This is a genomic window from Cellvibrio sp. ARAG 10.3, assembly GCF_051846955.1.
GTDB lineage: Bacteria > Pseudomonadota > Gammaproteobacteria > Pseudomonadales > Cellvibrionaceae > Cellvibrio.
The window spans coordinates 57,513-74,787 of the sequence record NZ_JBPYCU010000004.1 but is presented as its reverse complement, the minus strand read 5'-3'; the positions used below and the strand labels follow the sequence as shown (position 1 = coordinate 74,787).

The window sequence follows — 17,275 nt, the reverse complement described above, 5'->3', positions numbered from 1 at the left end:
GTGAAACCGATTCCTGAATCCAGCCCGTTTCGCAAGCCAGTGTACCTGGACTATGCCGCGACGACGCCGGTAGCCCCGGAAGTGGCCGACGCCATGATGGGGTGTCTGACCCTTTCCGGTAACTTTGCCAACCCGGCCTCTCGCTCCCATGTGTATGGCTGGCAAGCGGAAGAGGCGGTTGAGGAAGCGCGCGGACAAGTGGCGGCATTAATTCATGCTGACCCGCGCGAGATTGTATGGACCAGCGGTGCCACCGAAGCCAATAACCTGGCACTGAAAGGCGCGGCTGCCCGCTACCGTGAAGCGCACACTGAAGGTGGCCACATTGTCGTGTCGGCCATTGAGCATAAAGCAGTGCTGGACCCAGCCCAATGGCTGGAGCAGCAAGGCTTTCAGGTAACGCGTTTGCAACCTGACCAGTACGGCCGTGTACACGGCTCAGCCCTGCGCGACGCGCTGCGTGACGACACCTTTTTGGTCAGCATCATGCACGTTAATAATGAGTTGGGCACTGTCAATGATATCGCCGGGTTGGGCGCAATCTGCCGCGCTCATGCCTGCCTGTTTCATGTGGATGCGGCGCAAAGTGCCGGCAAACTCGGGTTGGATGTGCAACAGCAGTCGGTGGATTTACTGTCATTGTCAGCCCACAAAATGTATGGGCCTAAAGGTATTGGCGCGCTTTATGTGCGGCGTGATCCGGCCGTTAAAATTGCGGCGCAAATTCACGGTGGTGGACATGAGCGAGGCTATCGTTCGGGTACCCTGGCGACTCATCAATGCGTCGGGATGGGCAAAGCGGCTGACCTGGCACGTGAACAATTAAGCGAAGAGCCAGTGCGGATTGCCACTTTGCGCGATCAGCTGTGGCAGGGCATTGCTGATTTACCCGGCATTTCCCTGAATGGCCATCCGGAGGCTCGTGCCTGCGGCCATCTGAATGTGGCCTTTGCCGGGTGTGATGGCGAAATGTTATTGCTGTCTCTGCGGGATCTGGCGGTTTCCACGGGCTCCGCCTGTAATTCAGCCAGTATTGCACCCAGTTATGTCTTAAAGGCGATAGGGTTGGCGGATGACCTTGCCCATGCATCGGTACGTTTCAGTTTGGGTCGATATACCACGGCAGACGAGATTGCCTTTGCGGCGGAACATATCCGCCAGGTCGTCAAACAATTGCAAAAACAGTGAATTATTGCCGGCATACCGGTCAGTAAATAAAAGGCATAAAAAGCCGGTGGCTACAACCGGCGCTAACAACAAGTTAATAACCGTTTTTAGTCGTAGTGAGTCGCGGGACGACTCCAGATACTCCGGGACAACCGGAGCAAAGGTGAAGTCATGACTGAGCAAGTTGAACATCTGATCAAGCGCGAATACGCCGCCGGATTCCATACGGCGATTGACTCAGAAACCTTACCGCCGGGCTTGAATGAAGAGGTAGTCCGCTTTATTTCCGCGCGCAAGAATGAACCGGAATGGTTGTTGAATTGGCGGTTAAAAGCCTTTCGCGCCTGGCAGGAAATGGAAGAGCCCACATGGGCTCATGTGCATTATCCGCCCATTGATTTTCAGGCGGTATCTTATTATTCCGCGCCCAAAAGCATGGCCGATAAACCGAAAAGTCTGGATGAGGTTGATCCGGAATTATTGAAAACCTACGAAAAGCTCGGCATTCCTCTGCATGAACAAGCGGTATTGGCCGGTGTTGCCATGGATGTCGTATTCGATTCAGTGTCTGTCGTCACGACCTTTCGCGAAAAGCTGGAAGAAGCTGGCGTATTGTTTTGTTCTATCAGCGAAGCCGTGCAGAAATACCCGGAGCTGGTAAAAAAATATATCGGCTCCGTTGTGCCGCAAAAGGACAACTACTATGCCGCACTGAACTCGGCGGTGTTCTCTGATGGCTCCTTTGTGTATATCCCCAAAGGCGTGCGCTGTCCCATGGAGCTGTCCACTTATTTCCGTATCAATGAACAAAACACCGGACAGTTTGAGCGTACATTGATTGTCGCTGACGAAGGTTCTTATGTCAGTTATCTGGAAGGTTGTACAGCGCCCATGCGCGATGAAAACCAGCTGCACGCGGCGGTCGTGGAATTGGTTGCACTGGATAACGCGGAAATCAAATACTCCACCGTGCAGAACTGGTACCCCGGTAACGAAGAGGGCAAGGGCGGTATCTACAACTTTGTAACCAAGCGCGGCGTCTGTCATACCAGTGCCAAGATCTCCTGGACCCAGGTAGAAACCGGCTCGGCGATTACCTGGAAATATCCCAGCTGTGTCTTGCGCGGTGATAACAGTGTCGGTGAATTTTATTCAGTGGCGCTCACCAATAATTTCCAGCAGGCCGACACCGGCACCAAGATGATTCATATTGGTAAAAACACGCGCTCAACCATTATCTCCAAAGGGATTTCCGCCGGACGCAGTTCCAACGCCTACCGCGGACTGGTGCGGATGAATCCGGGTGCCGAAGGTGCGCGCAACTATACCCAGTGTGATTCGCTGTTGATTGGCGATAAATGTGGCGCCCACACGTTTCCGTATATTGAAAGTAAAAACCCCACGGCGGTGATTGAACACGAGGCAACGACCTCCAAGGTCAGTGAAGATCAATTGTTCCTGTGCCAGCAACGCGGTCTTGATGCTGAAAAAGCCGTGTCCATGATCGTCAATGGTTTTTGCCGCGAAGTCTTTAAAGAATTGCCGATGGAGTTTGCTGTAGAAGCGGGCAAGTTACTTGAAGTCAGTCTGGAAGGTTCGGTTGGCTGATCTGATCGCCAAAACACATCGGAGCCTGTTAAACAATGAGTGGATTTGAATTTATGTTGCGTATCACCGATTTGCATGCCCGGGTAGAAGAGAAAGACATTTTGAAAGGTTTGAGCCTGACGGTGAAGCCCGGCGAAGTGCATGCCATCATGGGGCCGAATGGTTCTGGTAAAAGTACCTTGGGTAATGTGCTCTCCGGTCGTGCAGGCTATGAAGTGACCGGCGGCACTGTAGAGTTCAATGGTCAGAATCTATTTGATCTGGAAACTGAAGAGCGTGCCCGCGAAGGTTTGTTCCTGGCATTCCAGTACCCGGTGGAAATTCCCGGTGTCAGCAATATGGAGTTTTTGAAAGCAGCGGTAGATGCCAAACGCAAGCATCAGGGATTACCGGAATTGTCAGCGGTGGAATTTATGAAGCTCGCCCGGGAAACCAGCAAGCGTGTCAGCCTGGATCAGGCATTTTTAAAGCGTGGCGTAAACGAAGGCTTTTCCGGCGGTGAAAAAAAACGCAACGAAATTTTGCAGATGATGCTGCTCGAACCGCGTTTGTGCATTCTCGACGAAACTGACTCGGGGCTGGACATTGATGCCCTGCAAGTTGTGGCTAATGGTGTGAATGCCATGCGGAATGAAGAACGCAGTTTTATTGTGGTGACGCACTACCAGCGCTTGCTGGATTACATCGTGCCGGATTACGTCCATGTATTGGCCGGTGGGCGTATTATCCGCTCCGGCGATAAAGAACTGGCAAAAGAACTGGAAGCAAAAGGTTACGGCTGGATTGAAAGTGAGGTAGCGTAATCGATGACTGACTTTCAACAAGACGCTGTGCGTTTAGCGGCGCAGCAACAAAGTCCCGACTGGCTTGCCAGCCTGCGTCAGCAGGCAGCTGAAGATTGGCTGCAAGCGTCCTGGCCTACGCGCAAAACAGAGCATTGGAAATACACCCCGCTGTTGCCCTTGCAAAAAGACGGTTTTAAACACTGGGCAAAAGCCACCAGTGATTGGCAGAGTGCGGTGGAGTTTATTGATCTGGATGCAACCAGACTGGTGTTTGTGAATGGCGTGTTTGATGCAGCTAACTCCAGTGCTCTACCTGAGGGTGTTGTTCGCTTCTGCGATGCAACGGATTCGGCGCGCGCGTTGATCCAGCAGCATTTGGGTAAGGTTGTTGATGGTGATCGGCATTTGTTTGCGACCCTCAGTAATGCCTGGGCCGCTGACGGGGTACTGGTTCATGTGCCACGTAACCAGGCGCTGGAAAAACCGGTTTATATTGTCCATGTGTCGACACCCGGCGTTGAGCCAGCCATCGCCAACCAGCGTGTGCTGGTCGTGTTGGAAGAGAGTGCCCGCGCTGAAATTATTGAGCATTACCTGTCAACGGATGCCGTACAAAATAGTTTTGTTAATAGCTTGAGTGAAATGGTTGTGGGCGATAACGCGGAGCTGCAGCATTACCGTTTGAATCTCGAAGAAGAAAATTTGTTACACCTGGGCGGTGTTCATGTGAACCTGTTGCGCAACGCCCGTCTGCGCGCCTTTACACTCGCACAAGGAAGTCGCCTGAAGCGCATTGATTATCAGGTGAATCATCGCGGTGCAGGCGCCGATTTGAATTTGCAGGGGATCTACCTGCCGCGCAACAATCAGGTGGTGGATTACCACACTAACGTGCAGCATTGTGTACCGCATTGCACGACCAATGAAATCTTTCGCGGCATCATCGCAGATTCAGCCCACGCGGTATTTAATGGCCGGATCCACATCTTCCCTGATGCACAAAAGACCTTGGCGGAGTTGAGCAATAAAAATTTATTGACCTCTAATAAAGCAGAGGTGGATACCAAACCGGAATTGGAAATCTACGCCGACGATGTGAAGTGTGCACACGGCGCAACGGTAAGCCAGTTAAATGCCACAGCGCTTTATTACTTGCAAAGTCGCGGTGTGTCCCGGCAGGAGGCGGAAGTCATGATGAGCTTCGGTTTTATCAACGAACTCTTGCAGGATATTGCTGAACCGGCGGTGCAGGATTATCTGTTACCCCGTCTGGCCCGTTTGTTTGGGCGCGACGGCGAATTTTTACAACGCTTACACCATGAGTGACATGACCAGCATTACAAGCATCGGCTTTGATGTCGACCGGATACGCCAGGACTTTCCCATCCTGCATCAACAGGTGAATGGTCATCCATTGGTGTATCTGGATAACGCCGCGACCACGCAAAAGCCCAACGCGGTGATTGATGCTATCGCTAATTATTACCGTGAAGACAACAGCAATGTGCACCGCGGTGCGCATACCTTGGCTGACCGGGCGACGGCTAAATTCGAAGCGGCGCGCATCGCTGTGGCCAAATTTATCAATGCGCCCATCATTAATGGCACTGCCAAACAGGTGTTATGGACGCGCGGCACCACAGAAAGCATCAATCTGGTAGCCGCCAGCTGGGGACGCAGTCAGTTAGGCGCCGGTGATCGCATCCTGGTTTCGGCGATGGAGCATCACTCCAATATTGTTCCCTGGCAAATGGTTGCCCTGGAAAAAGGTGCGACCGTGGAACCGATTCCGGTGGATGCCAGCGGTACCCTGGATTTACAAGCCTTTGCCGACATGCTGGACGAGCGGGTAAAGATGGTTTCGGTCGGGCAGGTATCCAATGCCTTGGGTACGATCAATCCTGTTGAGGACATCATCCGCCTCGCCCATGCAGCGGGCGCAAAAGTGCTGATTGACGGCGCTCAGGCGGTCAGTCATTGGCCGGTGGATGTACAGGCGCTGGATTGTGATTTTTACGCGTTCTCGGCGCACAAGGTATTTGGTCCCACCGGCTTGGGCGTGTTGTACGGCAAGCTGGATCTGCTGGAAGCCATGCCGCCTTACCAGGGCGGCGGCGAGATGATCGAGACAGTCAGTTTTTCCGGCACAACCTACAACCAATTGCCTTATAAGTTCGAGGCCGGCACCCCGGATATTTCCGGCGCCATCGGCCTGGCTGCGGCCATCGACTACCTGAACCATATCGACCGTCATGCCGCGGCGGCCCATGAGCAAGCCTTATTGCGCTATGCGGAAGACAAGGCACGTGCAACGGACGGTGTTCGGTTGGTCGGCACAGCGGCAAACAAAACCAGTGTCATGAGTTTCTTGCTGGAGGGTGCACATCCCCATGATCTGGGCATGCTGCTGGACAAGCAGGGGGTGGCGGTACGCACCGGTAATCACTGTGCCCAGCCGCTGATGGACCAATACGGTATTCCGGGCACCGTGCGCGCCAGCTTCAGTTTCTACAACACCTTTGCTGAGGTGGATCGCCTTTTCACCGCCTTGGACAAAGCCAAAACTTTTTTACTCTAAGGCTTTCAGGAGCCCATGATGACAGTTGAATCCTTCGATCCTGTGCGCCAGGTTGTGTCGGTCACGCCGACGGCGGTGGAGCACTTCAAGCGTCAGTTAGTCAACCACAAAGAAGCGCGGGCAGTTCGCCTGAGCGTCAAGCAAAGTGGTTGTACCGGGTTTATGTATGTGATTGATCTGGTGCCGGAAGGGCAGGCAGATGACTTGCATTATGCGCTGGCCGATGGAGTAGAACTGCTGGTCGACAAAAATAGTCTGGCCGTCGTAAGCGGCACGCAGATCGATTTCGTGACCGAGGGTGTCAATCGCCAGCTGAAATTTCTCAATCCCAACGCCAAAGATTACTGCGGCTGTGGCGAAAGTTTTAATGTGAATTGATGTGACAGGTCTTTGAACTATGGTTGCCACTGAAAGACGTGTCGTTGTCACCCAGGAAGATTGCCCGGCGCGCCGGGTGCCTGACGGTACGCCGATTACGATCCCCAAAGATACCTTTGTCACCATTACCCAGTCCCTTGGCGGCAACTACACCTTGACCTACCACGGCCAGATGGTCCGCGTTGACGGCAGTGATGCAGCCGCCCTGGGGCTCCCGGCGGAGACGCTGAGCTTTCCGCCGCCGGTGGATGATCGCATCCACGAGGAGCAGGTCTGGCAGGCGCTGGGTACGGTATATGACCCGGAAATTCCGGTGGATCTGGTTAATCTGGGCTTGATCTACGGCGTGGAGATTGATCAGGCAGCCAAACGCGTCGACATCCGCATGACCCTGACTGCGCCGGCCTGCGGCATGGGGCCGGTGTTGGTGGGTGATGTGGAATATCGTGTACGTAAAGTGCCCAATGTAGGCTCGGTAAAAGTCGAACTGGTTTTCGATCCGCCCTGGCGCCGCGACATGATGAGCGAAGAAGCCCAGCTTGAAACGGGTATGTTTTTTTAGTGGAGAAGGTCATCGTCTCCTCAATGCATTTCTCCAGCCCGAGCCCCCGGGTTCGCTGCTGGAAACAGGACCAACCTCATGACGCAATTTGGCATTGATGTCAGCGCTGACGACATCATTGATACCCTGGGTTTCTTCGACTCCTGGGAAGATCGCTACAAGTACATCATCGACCTGGGCAAGGAGCTGCCGCCATTGGCGGAAGAGCACCGGACAGAGGCCAACCTGGTGCGCGGCTGCCAGAGTCAGGTGTGGCTGATCAGCGAAGCGCGCGACGGCCGTTTATTTTTTTCTGCTGACAGCGATGCCTTCATCGTGAAGGGCCTGTTAGGTGTGGTATTGGCCGCCTACAATGGCAAGACACCCGCCGACATACTGGCATTTGATATTGAGGCTTACTTCGCTGCCCTGAATCTGCTACAGCATCTCAGCAGTACGCGCGGCAATGGTCTGCGTGCGATGGTGAAGCGCATACAGGATACCGCCGCCGCCAGTTAAATCCTTGAGTTACGGCTATATCTGCGCTTTTTCACACAATCCCGACAAACCGGATTTCACCGGGTTTTCCCGTATAAAAAATCCCTCGATCCGCGTATAATTCGCCGATTTTTCTATTTCACGGGGCTTATCGCCGTATTGCGCGAGGGCCATAGTTAATTGTTAAACAGGATTGGAGTCTCGCATGGCTGTAGAACAGACGTTGTCCATCGTTAAACCGGATGCCGTGGGCAAGAATCACATTGGTGAAATCTTTGCGCGTTTTGAAAAGGCTGGTCTCAAGATTGTGGCCTTGAAGATGTTGCATCTCAGCCGTGAAGAAGCAGAGGGCTTCTACGCCGAGCATAAAGGGCGTCCGTTTTTTGAAGGGCTGGTTAACTTCATGACCTCCGGCCCGGTATGTGTCCAGGTTCTTTCAGGTGAAAACGCTATTGCCCTTAATCGCGAGCTGATGGGCGCAACAGACCCGCAGAAAGCTGCCCCCGGCACCATTCGTGCGGATTTTGCTACGGCTATCGACACCAACGCCGTTCACGGTTCTGATTCTCCCACCTCCGCCGCGCGGGAAATCGCTTATTTCTTCAGCAGTGTTGAAATCTTCGCGCGCTAAATTTATCCAACACTCAACAGCCTCACAGGTAGCATCATGGTCACATCGTCAGACAGCCTTCCCGACAATACCGCGCCCACCGGCGCTGTCGCCGTGGAGTCGACGGCGTCCACCGCCAAGGTCAACCTGTTGGGGCTGCCAGAAGCCAAGCTGGTGGCATTTTTTGAAAGCCTGGGCGAGAAACGTTTTCGCGCAGTGCAGGTGATGAAATGGATTCACCAGCTGGGTGCAGACAACTTTGAAGCGATGACCAATGTCAGCAAGGAATTGCGCCGCAAGTTGCAGGATGTGGCCGAGATTCGTCCGCCGGAAGTGGTGAAGCAACTGGATTCTGCCGACGGCACACGCAAATTCCTGATTCGCGTCAGCGGTGGCAACGTTATTGAAACGGTTTATATCCCTGAAGGTGATCGCGGCACGCTATGCGTGTCATCACAGGTCGGTTGTTCACTGGATTGCAGCTTCTGCGCAACAGGAAAACAAGGGTTTAATCGCGACCTGACGGCGGCCGAGATTATCGGGCAGGTATGGATTGCCGCAAAATCCTTTGGGCAATTACAAGCCAATGCCGAGCGCAGCATTACCAACGTGGTGTTGATGGGCATGGGCGAGCCCTTGCTGAATTTCGATAATGTTGTTGATGCAATGAATTTGATGATGCATGACAACTGCTACGGCATCTCCAAGCGCCGTGTAACCTTAAGTACATCCGGTGTTGTGCCGGCGCTGGATCGTTTGAGCCAATATACCGATGCGTGCCTGGCCATCTCCCTGCATGCACCTAACGACGAATTGCGTAACGAGCTGGTACCGATCAATAAAAAATACCCCATCGCCATGCTGCTTGACTCTGCCAAGCGCTACATTGAGGCGATGCCGGATACGCACCGCAAGATCACCATCGAATACACCCTGATTGACCAGGTCAATGATCGGCCGCACCATGCCCATGAATTGGCGGAGCTGCTGCGTGATGTGCCGGTTAAGATCAATCTGATTCCGTTTAACCCGTTCAATTTGTCCAACTACAAGCGGGTCAGCAATAATGCATTGCGTCGTTTTCAGGACATCCTGATGGAAGCCGGCTATATTACAACGGTGCGCACGACCCGCGGCGATGATATCGATGCGGCCTGCGGACAGCTCGCCGGAACCATCAACGACATTACCAAGCGCAGCGAGCGCTATCGTGCACGTTTTGATGAGGCTCAACCGGTTAAAATAATCGCGCAATAATTGCAGGTTGAATCATAGACTGGAGAAAACAATGCAACATAACTTGATGTCTGCCCTCGTCACACGTCTATTGATCCTCACTGGTATTTTGATGTTGTCTGCGTGTGTCACCGAGATGGAAGGGCGCAGAGTGTCCAGTGTCGATGAGAAAAAGGCCCTGGAGCTGCATATCAAGCTGGCTTCCGGTTATGTACAAAAGAAAAACCGCGAATCGGCCCGACACCACCTCAAAAAGGCATTTGAAATAGACAAAAATTCTACCGGTGCATCCGCTGTGTTGGCCCGCTTGTATGAGCTGGAAGGCGAGCCTCAACTGGCGGAAGAACAATATCGGCGTGTGCTGCGCCAGGATAAAAATTTTACCGAGGCGCGCAACTATTTTGGCCTGTTTCTTTATCGCGCAATGCGCTACGAAGAAGCCTTCAAGGAATTTGAGTTAGCCGGAGAGGATCTGGCCTATGTGGATCGTGCAGAAGTTCTGGTCAATGTTGGACGTACAGCAGCCAAACTGGGTAATACTGCGCGAGCTGAAAGTGCCTTCGCGCATGCTAATTTGCTCAATGCCAAATTGGCGGCACCTTACATTGAACTGGCAGAACTCAATTTTCAGAAGAAGGAATACGCGGCGTCCAAGCGCTTCCTGGATCAATACGCCAGTCTGCGCAATCACACCGCGCGCAGTTTGTTACTTGGCATTCGCATTGAGCGCATCTTTGGCAATAAAGACAAAGAGGCCAGCTATGCACTGTTGCTGAAAAACCGTTTCCCCTATTCCAAAGAATATCTGGAATACAAACAGACAATGAGTTATTGAGCTGCCAATGACTGAATTTGAACAAGTTACAGATGACCAGCCTACACCGGTAACGCCCGGTACCATGCTCGCGCAAGCGCGCGAGCGGGCGGGTATTACCCAGGAGCAGGTCGCGCGTGAATTGCATATTACGGTGACCAAGGTGAAATCCATCGAAAGCGATGATTACCTGCGCCTGAACACCGACACCTTTATCCGTGGTTACCTGCGGGCCTATGCCAACTTCCTGAAGCTCGACAGCGCGCCGATTATCGCTGCATACCAGCAGCATGCGGCATCCCAGGGCTTGGTAACTGAACCCCAATATCCAATCAGCAAAGAAGCGCCGACAAAAAAAATATGGGTATTCGTGTCGTTGCTTATTCTGTTGCTCGCTGGCTTATGGCTGATTTCTGTCTGGTTTTTTGATAACCAGGTGGAGCGCCCACTCGTGGTTCCTCCTGCTGTCGTTCCATCGACTGTTGTGCCGCAGACATCGGTACCCGGCATATCTGTTCAATCGATGACTGCGCCTGCGGAACCCGGTGAAGAGCCAGCTACTGCGACAGATGCCGAACCCGTCAACGCTGAGGGGGCTGATGCGGTACAAACCACCACGCCGGAAGAATCTGCCGGTGAAGGGGTACCACAAGAACAGACGTCTGGTGTTACGCCGACAGAGCGCACCCTCGATCGGCTAGAGCTGAGCTTTGCCGAAGAATGTTGGCTTGAGGTGAGTGATGCGCAGGGTGATGTACTGGCCACCGAATTACAGCGACCCGGCAGCAGTGTATCGCTGTTGGGTGTAGCACCATTCAGCGTAAAACTCGGCAACGCAACGGCGGCTCGGGTGATGCTCAATGGCGATGAAGTAGCGATTAACCCGTCGACCGGAACCAAGGTCATGACCATTAGTGTAGGTGAATAGCATGATGTTATTGCAGTCTTTATGCGGTGATCGATATGCATTGTGAGTCGCCGATCAAGCGCCGTAAATCGCGGCAAATTATGGTGGGTAATGTGGCAGTTGGTGGCGATGCGCCCATCTCGGTGCAGAGCATGACCAATACGGAAACCACCGATGTGACAGCGACGGTTGCGCAGATTAATCGTATTCAAACAGCGGGCGCTGATATCGTGCGCGTCTCTGTGCCCTCAATGGAGGCCGCCGAAGCCTTCGGTGAAATTCGTAAACAGGTAAACATCCCGCTCGTGGCAGACATCCACTTTGACTATCGCATTGCGTTGCGAGTGGCAGACCTCGGCGTTGATTGTTTGCGCATCAACCCGGGTAACATCGGTCGTGAAAAACGTATTCGGGCAGTTGTCGATAAGGCGCGCGATATGAATATTCCTATTCGTATCGGCGTTAACGCTGGCTCGCTGGAAAAAGACCTGCAAAAAAAGTACGGCGAGCCCACCCCGGAAGCCTTGGTCGAATCCGCCATGCGTCATGTGGATATCCTGGATCAATTGAATTTTTATGATTTCAAAGTCAGTGTGAAAGCCTCTGATGTGTTTATGGCGGTGGCGGCCTACCGTCAATTGGCAACACGTATCGATCAGCCTCTGCACCTTGGTATCACCGAGGCCGGCGGCCTGCGTTCCGGTACGGTAAAGTCTGCTGTGGGACTCGGTGCGCTATTGATGGATGGCATCGGTGATACGATCCGCATTTCCCTGGCGGCTGACCCGGTGGAAGAAATTAAAGTCGGTTGGGATTTGCTCAAGAGTCTCAAGTTGCGCAGCAAAGGCGTGAACTTTATCGCCTGTCCCAGTTGTTCAAGGCAAAATTTTGACGTGATCAAAACCATGAATGAACTTGAGCAACGCGTGGAAGATATCACCGTGCCACTCGATGTGGCGGTTATCGGGTGTGTGGTCAACGGGCCCGGTGAAGCTAAAGAAGCTGATCTTGGTTTGGCTGGCGGTACACCGAATAATTTAATCTATATCGATGGCGAGCCGAATCAAAAGTTAGGCAATGAAACCCTCGTTGATGATCTCGAGCGCCTCATTCGGCAGAAAGCGGAAAAGAAGCTCGCCCAGATGGCGGAAGACGAGCGCAATATCATCGCGCGCGCATAAATATTGTTAATCCATTGCCGTCTTCATAAGTGGCAATGCGGCAAGATGTTAAGGAACCACCTTGAAAAAGATTCAGGCAATTCGCGGCATGAATGACCTGCTGCCCAGCGATTCACCCTACTGGCAGTACGTAGAGAGCACCCTCGCCGATATCCTGCAATGTTATGGCTATCAGGAAATCCGTTTCCCCATTCTGGAATCCACGGATTTATTTAAGCGCTCTATCGGTGAAGTTACCGACATCGTGGAGAAAGAAATGTATACCTTCGATGATCGCAACGGCGACAGCGTCACCTTGCGTCCCGAGGGTACTGCGTGCTGTGTTCGCGCTTGCGAAGAGCACGGTTTGCTTTATAACCAGACCCAGCGCCTGTGGTATATGGGTCCGATGTTCCGCTACGAGCGGCCGCAAAAAGGGCGCTATCGCCAGTTTCACCAGTGTGGTGTGGAAGCCTTCGGTATGACGGGGCCGGATATTGATGCAGAGATTTTATTGCTCAGCGCACGGATTTTGCGTGAACTTGGCGTCGAAGAACTAGTCACACTACAGCTGAATTCGCTGGGTGACACGGCATCGCGCACTGCGTATAAAGCGGCATTGGTGACCTACCTCGAAGCGCGTCGCGATCAACTGGATCCGGACAGTCAGCGGCGGTTGAGCACCAATCCATTGCGTATCCTTGACAGTAAAGAGCCGACGACCCAGGCGTTACTGGATGGAGCCCCGGTGTTGCTGGATTATCTGGATGAAGAATCCAAAACCCATTTCGAGCAACTCAAGCGCCTGCTGGACGCCAACGGTGTGCAGTATCAGGTAAATCCTCGCTTGGTGCGTGGGCTGGATTACTATGGCAAAACAGCTTTCGAATGGGTCACTGACAAACTGGGTGCCCAAAGCACCGTCTGTGCCGGCGGTCGCTACGACAGCCTGGTAGAACAATTGGGCGGCAAGGCAACACCGGCGGTAGGTTTTGGTATAGGTCTGGAGCGGCTGGTGTTATTGTTGCAGGCCGCTGAATGCATGCCCGAGGGGCTTGAACAGCAAGCAGACATTTACATTGTTGCCATTGGCGATGTGCAAACAGAAGCCTTGCAATTGGCGGAGCGCATCCGCGATGAATTACCTTATCTGCGGGTGATAAGCCACTGCGGCGGCGGCAGCTTGAAAAGCCAGATGAAAAAAGCCGATAAAAGTACAGCGGATATTGCGTTGATTCTCGGTGAGGACGAAGTCAGGACAGGTAAGTTGGCCGTTAAATATCTGCGTCAGGAACAGCCTCAGGCGCTACTGTCGCAGGACGAAGTTTTACAGCTTTTGCAGTCATTGGTCTGATATTACCGATACCGCACAATACTAATTTCCACAATAACAACGCTATTGATCATTACAGGAGCCGATTGTGAGCGTACATTTATCCGAAGAAGAACAACTGGAAGCCATGAAACGTTGGTGGAAGGAATACGGTAAGACCATCATCATCAGTGCCTTGGTGGCTATCGGCGCTTATTTCGCATGGAATGCCTGGCAAGACCAGCAACGCAACAAAGCAGAAACTGCATCGGCAACTTACGAAGAATTATTGAAAGTGGTTTCGGTTGAACCGGGTCAAACTTTGGGTGAGAGCCAGCGCTCCACTGCTGAGCACCTGGCTGCCGAGTTGAAGGCGGGCGACAGCACCAGTTTGTACGCGCACAACGCGGCGTTCTTCTTGGCAAAGATTGCGGTTGCGCAAGGTGATCTGGACAAGGCAGTCACTGAATTGCGTTGGGTTTTATCGCAAAAACCTGATCTGGCGACTGAGCAATTGGCTAATTTGCGTCTGGCTCGTGTGCTCTTGGCTCAACAAAACTACGACGAAGCCTTGAGCCTGGTGCAGACACCACCGACCACCGGTTTTGCCTCTGAGTACGCTGAAGTCCATGGTGATGTGTTGAAAGCGAAGGGCGATCTTGATGCAGCCCGTACTGCTTATGAAAAAGCACTTTCCTCGACTACCCCGCAGCAACAGGAACGCTTCATGGTGCTGCAAATGAAGCTTGATGATCTGAAGCAACCGACTGCCAGCATTGCCTCACCCACAGCGACCCCTGAGGAGACCGCTGAATGAGAGATGTAAACGGTTCAGTCCGGTGGTTTAACGGGGCGCTTCTGGTATGCGTCATCCTGTTATCCGGTTGTTCGCTATTCAGCAAGAAAACCGGTAACGAACCCATGGAGTTGGTGGACTTTGACGCGACCGTCAAAGTCAAGAAAGTGTGGCAGCGTAATGTGGGAGCCGGGCAGGGCGAAGGCTTTACCCGCTTGACGCCTGCAATTGACGGGGATGCTATTTACAGTGTCGACCGCAAAGGGCGTGTGACGGCACTGAACCGCCTGACCGGTAAGAAGTTGTGGCAACGCAAGACAAAAGAAAGCACCAGCGGTGGTATTGGTGTTGAGTCAGGCATGTTGTTTATCGGTAATCAGGGCGGTGAGCTAATCGCACTTTCCACAACCGATGGTAGCGAAATCTGGCGCAGGCAACTGAGCGGTGAAATCCTCTCTGTGCCCCGTAGTAATGGCGATGTGGTAGCTGTCCAGACCATGAACGGGCGGCTTTACGCACTGAATGCAAAGACGGGTGATGAGTTGTGGTTTTATGAAAATTCGCCGCCGGTGTTGATCCTGCGCGGCACGCCGTCCCCCATTGTTACCGATAATGCCATATATGCCGGCTTCTCTAACGGTCGCCTCATGTCATTCAATCCGGTGAACGGTCTGATTTTGTGGGAGCAGCGGATTGCGATTCCCCAGGGCCGCTCTGAGCTGGAACGAATGATTGATATTCATGCATCGCCAATCCTGCGTGAAGGCATCCTGTATGCAGCGGCATACCAGGGGCGTGTAACGGCTTTGGCCCGTGGAACTGGCAGTGCAATCTGGGCTCAGGACGCCTCGACCAGCGAAGATATCGCGCTGTCAGATAACCTGTTATTCCTGTCTCAAGCCGACGGCAAGGTCACCGCATACAATGCCGCCAGTGGTGAAGTGCTTTGGACTAATGAGCAAATGCTGCGGCGTGGACTAAATGGTCCGCAAGCCTTTGGTGATTACGTCGCGGTGGTAGATTTCAAAGGCTACCTGCACGTAATGCGCCAGACGGATGGTGAGTTTGTTGCCCGTGCCCGGGTGGATCGCAAGGGCGCTCGAGCGACCATGTTAACCGATGGCAGTATCCTGTATGTTTACGGCAATCGCGGCAAATTAATCGCATACGAAGCCGTAGAAAAGAAATAATTTTTCTTTCTGCGTGCTTCGCGCGCTACAATCAGCCAATAAACAACCTGCCAGTTGTTTATTGGCTGATGTCTTTAAACTTTCGCAAAGATCTGCTTTTGCGACATCGTATCTTCCGTTAATCCATCGAAAATCCCGTTATGATCCCAGTGATTGCGCTTGTTGGTCGCCCGAATGTGGGCAAATCCACTCTGTTTAACCGTCTGACACGCTCCCGTGATGCGCTGGTGGCCAACTACGCCGGCCTGACCCGCGACCGCAAATACGGCGAGGGTGCTATCGAGGGTCGCCGCTTTATTGTGGTGGATACCGGCGGCATCAGTGGCGAGGAGGAGGGGATTGATAGCGCCATGGCCGGGCAGTCGCTCCTGGCGATTCAGGAAGCCGATATTGTGTTGTTTATGGTAGACAGCCGCGACGGTTTGACCTCAGCCGATCACATGATTGCCCGACATCTGCGGGTTAATAACAAAAAGACATTTCTGGTGGCCAACAAGATTGACGGTATGGACCCGGATGTTGCGTTGGCACCATTTTACGAATTGGGCCTGGGGGAAATACACCCTACAACGGCCACTCACGGGCGCGGCGTAAAATCCATGATGGAAGCCGTGCTGGCGGATATTCCTGAAACCCTGGAAGAAGCGGTCGAGGATGTTGCCACAGGTATCAAGATCGCCATTGTTGGACGCCCGAATGTCGGTAAATCCACCTTGGTTAACCGTATGCTGGGTGAAGAACGCGTTGTGGTATATGACCAGCCGGGTACGACACGCGACAGTATTTATATCAATTACGAGCGTTTCGATAAGCCTTACACGCTGATTGATACCGCCGGCGTGCGGCGGCGCAAAAATGTCGCCCTGGCGGTAGAAAAATTTTCCATTGTCAAAACCATGCAAGCCATCAGTGATGCCAATGTGGTTGTGCTGGTGATGGATGCGAGCGAAGGTGTCGTTGATCAGGATTTACATTTAATGGGCAGTGTCATCGACGCCGGTCGCGCCCTGGTGATTGCCCTGAATAAGTGGGACGGACTGGAAGACTCGCACAAACAATACGTAAAAAATGAACTGGAACGTCGTCTACGCTTTGTTGATTTCGCGAATATTCATTTTATCTCCGCGTTACACGGTACGGGTGTGGGCAACCTTTATAAATCTATCGAGCAGGCCTACCATGCTGCGACAGATAAATTTTCCACCAATTTCCTCACGCGTATTCTGGAAGACGCAGTGCGCGAGCACCAGCCACCGATTGTGGCAGGGCGGCGGATTAAACTGCGTTATGCGCATCCCGGCGGACACAATCCGCCAATCATCGTTATTCACGGTAACCAGACGGGCGAAGTGCCGGCACATTATGTGCGTTATCTCGAAAAGACGTATCGCCGCGTATTAAATCTTCATGGAACCCCGATTCGTATTGAATTCAGAACCAGCGAAAACCCGTTTGCCGGCAAGAAAAATGAGTTGTCGGCGCGTCAGTACGCCAAGAAACGTCGTTTGATGGAACATGCCAGTAAAAAGAAGAAGTAACTGCCGAAAGCGCTCTGCGGTTGTATGACGTCATCTGTTAGTTTTTTCCTTCGTTCGTTTATCGAACGGACTAAATAACAGTGAATGCCCTCGGCGGAGGGCATTTTTCATCTATAGTTTGTCTACTCCTCATTGTTTTTTGAGCCTCACGTTGCGC

Annotated in this window: 17 protein-coding genes; all 17 read left to right on the top strand. The window is 52.8% G+C overall.

Annotation, left to right across the window (positions count from 1 at the left end):
* The 17 genes from ACSV5M_RS06740 (at position 1) to der (ending at position 17,118) form a co-directional block, all read left to right on the top strand.
* Complete coding sequence (locus ACSV5M_RS06740) at positions 1-1,188, top strand: IscS subfamily cysteine desulfurase (RefSeq protein WP_439174884.1); 1,188 nt, start codon at positions 1-3, stop codon at positions 1,186-1,188.
* Positions 1,189-1,338: 150 nt separating this feature from the next.
* The gene (gene sufB, locus ACSV5M_RS06735) at positions 1,339-2,775 is read left to right on the top strand and encodes a Fe-S cluster assembly protein SufB (RefSeq protein ID WP_439174883.1); all 1,437 of its coding nucleotides are present in this window, start codon (positions 1,339-1,341) and stop codon (positions 2,773-2,775) included.
* A 53-nt stretch (positions 2,776-2,828) separates the two neighbouring features.
* On the top strand, positions 2,829-3,578 hold the full coding sequence (sufC, locus tag ACSV5M_RS06730; RefSeq protein ID WP_439174882.1) for a Fe-S cluster assembly ATPase SufC: 750 nt from the start codon (positions 2,829-2,831) through the stop codon (positions 3,576-3,578).
* A gap of 3 nt (positions 3,579-3,581) precedes the next feature.
* On the top strand, positions 3,582-4,886 hold the full coding sequence (sufD, locus tag ACSV5M_RS06725; RefSeq protein WP_439174881.1) for a Fe-S cluster assembly protein SufD: 1,305 nt from the start codon (positions 3,582-3,584) through the stop codon (positions 4,884-4,886).
* The gene (locus tag ACSV5M_RS06720; protein WP_439174880.1) at positions 4,879-6,138 is read left to right on the top strand and encodes an aminotransferase class V-fold PLP-dependent enzyme; all 1,260 of its coding nucleotides are present in this window, start codon (positions 4,879-4,881) and stop codon (positions 6,136-6,138) included. Before sufD ends, ACSV5M_RS06720 begins: the two co-directional genes overlap by 8 nt.
* An 18-nt stretch (positions 6,139-6,156) precedes the next feature.
* Positions 6,157-6,516, top strand: a complete 360-nt coding sequence (locus tag ACSV5M_RS06715; protein ID WP_439174879.1) for a HesB/IscA family protein — start codon at positions 6,157-6,159, stop codon at positions 6,514-6,516.
* A gap of 19 nt (positions 6,517-6,535) precedes the next feature.
* Positions 6,536-7,078, top strand: a complete 543-nt coding sequence (gene sufT, locus ACSV5M_RS06710; RefSeq protein WP_439174878.1) for a putative Fe-S cluster assembly protein SufT — start codon at positions 6,536-6,538, stop codon at positions 7,076-7,078.
* 78 nt (positions 7,079-7,156) lie between these two features.
* The gene (locus ACSV5M_RS06705) at positions 7,157-7,576 is read left to right on the top strand and encodes a SufE family protein (RefSeq protein WP_439174877.1); all 420 of its coding nucleotides are present in this window, start codon (positions 7,157-7,159) and stop codon (positions 7,574-7,576) included.
* Between the two features lie 184 nt (positions 7,577-7,760).
* Positions 7,761-8,186, top strand: coding sequence for a nucleoside-diphosphate kinase (gene ndk / locus ACSV5M_RS06700; protein WP_439174875.1), 426 nt, complete (start codon positions 7,761-7,763; stop codon positions 8,184-8,186).
* Between the two features lie 36 nt (positions 8,187-8,222).
* Entirely contained in the window at positions 8,223-9,422 is a 1,200-nt protein-coding gene (gene rlmN, locus ACSV5M_RS06695) for a 23S rRNA (adenine(2503)-C(2))-methyltransferase RlmN (protein WP_439174874.1), read from the top strand.
* A 31-nt stretch (positions 9,423-9,453) separates the two neighbouring features.
* On the top strand, positions 9,454-10,236 hold the full coding sequence (gene pilW, locus ACSV5M_RS06690; RefSeq protein WP_439174873.1) for a type IV pilus biogenesis/stability protein PilW: 783 nt from the start codon (positions 9,454-9,456) through the stop codon (positions 10,234-10,236).
* A gap of 7 nt (positions 10,237-10,243) precedes the next feature.
* Positions 10,244-11,143, top strand: coding sequence for a helix-turn-helix domain-containing protein (locus ACSV5M_RS06685; protein ID WP_439174871.1), 900 nt, complete (start codon positions 10,244-10,246; stop codon positions 11,141-11,143).
* Between the two features lie 35 nt (positions 11,144-11,178).
* Positions 11,179-12,303: a flavodoxin-dependent (E)-4-hydroxy-3-methylbut-2-enyl-diphosphate synthase gene (gene ispG / locus ACSV5M_RS06680; protein WP_439174870.1), complete on the top strand. Its 1,125-nt coding sequence runs from the start codon at positions 11,179-11,181 to the stop codon at positions 12,301-12,303.
* A 61-nt stretch (positions 12,304-12,364) separates the two neighbouring features.
* Positions 12,365-13,636 carry a histidine--tRNA ligase gene (gene hisS / locus ACSV5M_RS06675; RefSeq protein ID WP_439174869.1) on the top strand — a complete coding sequence of 424 codons (1,272 nt, stop codon included), beginning with the start codon at positions 12,365-12,367 and terminating at the stop codon, positions 13,634-13,636.
* 67 nt (positions 13,637-13,703) lie between these two features.
* Entirely contained in the window at positions 13,704-14,411 is a 708-nt protein-coding gene (locus tag ACSV5M_RS06670) for a YfgM family protein (RefSeq protein ID WP_439174868.1), read from the top strand.
* The gene (gene bamB / locus ACSV5M_RS06665; protein WP_439174867.1) at positions 14,408-15,580 is read left to right on the top strand and encodes an outer membrane protein assembly factor BamB; all 1,173 of its coding nucleotides are present in this window, start codon (positions 14,408-14,410) and stop codon (positions 15,578-15,580) included. The genes ACSV5M_RS06670 and bamB overlap by 4 nt, the downstream gene beginning before the upstream one ends.
* A 140-nt stretch (positions 15,581-15,720) precedes the next feature.
* A complete protein-coding gene (gene der / locus ACSV5M_RS06660) occupies positions 15,721-17,118 on the top strand; it encodes a ribosome biogenesis GTPase Der (protein WP_439174865.1) in 1,398 nt (465 codons plus the stop codon).
* The last annotated feature ends 157 nt before the right edge of the window (positions 17,119-17,275 follow it).

Bases quoted from the DNA above. Each gene is read 5' to 3' on its own strand.
- sufB (WP_439174883.1), top strand. From the start codon at position 1,339: ATGACTGAGCAAGTTGAACATCTGATCAAGCGCGAATACGCCGCCGGA.
- sufC (WP_439174882.1), top strand. From the start codon at position 2,829: ATGTTGCGTATCACCGATTTGCATGCCCGGGTAGAAGAGAAAGACATT.
- sufD (WP_439174881.1), top strand. From the start codon at position 3,582: ATGACTGACTTTCAACAAGACGCTGTGCGTTTAGCGGCGCAGCAACAA.
- ACSV5M_RS06720 (WP_439174880.1), top strand. From the start codon at position 4,879: ATGAGTGACATGACCAGCATTACAAGCATCGGCTTTGATGTCGACCGG.
- ACSV5M_RS06715 (WP_439174879.1), top strand. From the start codon at position 6,157: ATGACAGTTGAATCCTTCGATCCTGTGCGCCAGGTTGTGTCGGTCACG.
- sufT (WP_439174878.1), top strand. From the start codon at position 6,536: ATGGTTGCCACTGAAAGACGTGTCGTTGTCACCCAGGAAGATTGCCCG.
- ACSV5M_RS06705 (WP_439174877.1), top strand. From the start codon at position 7,157: ATGACGCAATTTGGCATTGATGTCAGCGCTGACGACATCATTGATACC.
- ndk (WP_439174875.1), top strand. From the start codon at position 7,761: ATGGCTGTAGAACAGACGTTGTCCATCGTTAAACCGGATGCCGTGGGC.
- rlmN (WP_439174874.1), top strand. From the start codon at position 8,223: ATGGTCACATCGTCAGACAGCCTTCCCGACAATACCGCGCCCACCGGC.
- pilW (WP_439174873.1), top strand. From the start codon at position 9,454: ATGCAACATAACTTGATGTCTGCCCTCGTCACACGTCTATTGATCCTC.
- ACSV5M_RS06685 (WP_439174871.1), top strand. From the start codon at position 10,244: ATGACTGAATTTGAACAAGTTACAGATGACCAGCCTACACCGGTAACG.
- ispG (WP_439174870.1), top strand. From the start codon at position 11,179: ATGCATTGTGAGTCGCCGATCAAGCGCCGTAAATCGCGGCAAATTATG.
- bamB (WP_439174867.1), top strand. From the start codon at position 14,408: ATGAGAGATGTAAACGGTTCAGTCCGGTGGTTTAACGGGGCGCTTCTG.
- der (WP_439174865.1), top strand. From the start codon at position 15,721: ATGATCCCAGTGATTGCGCTTGTTGGTCGCCCGAATGTGGGCAAATCC.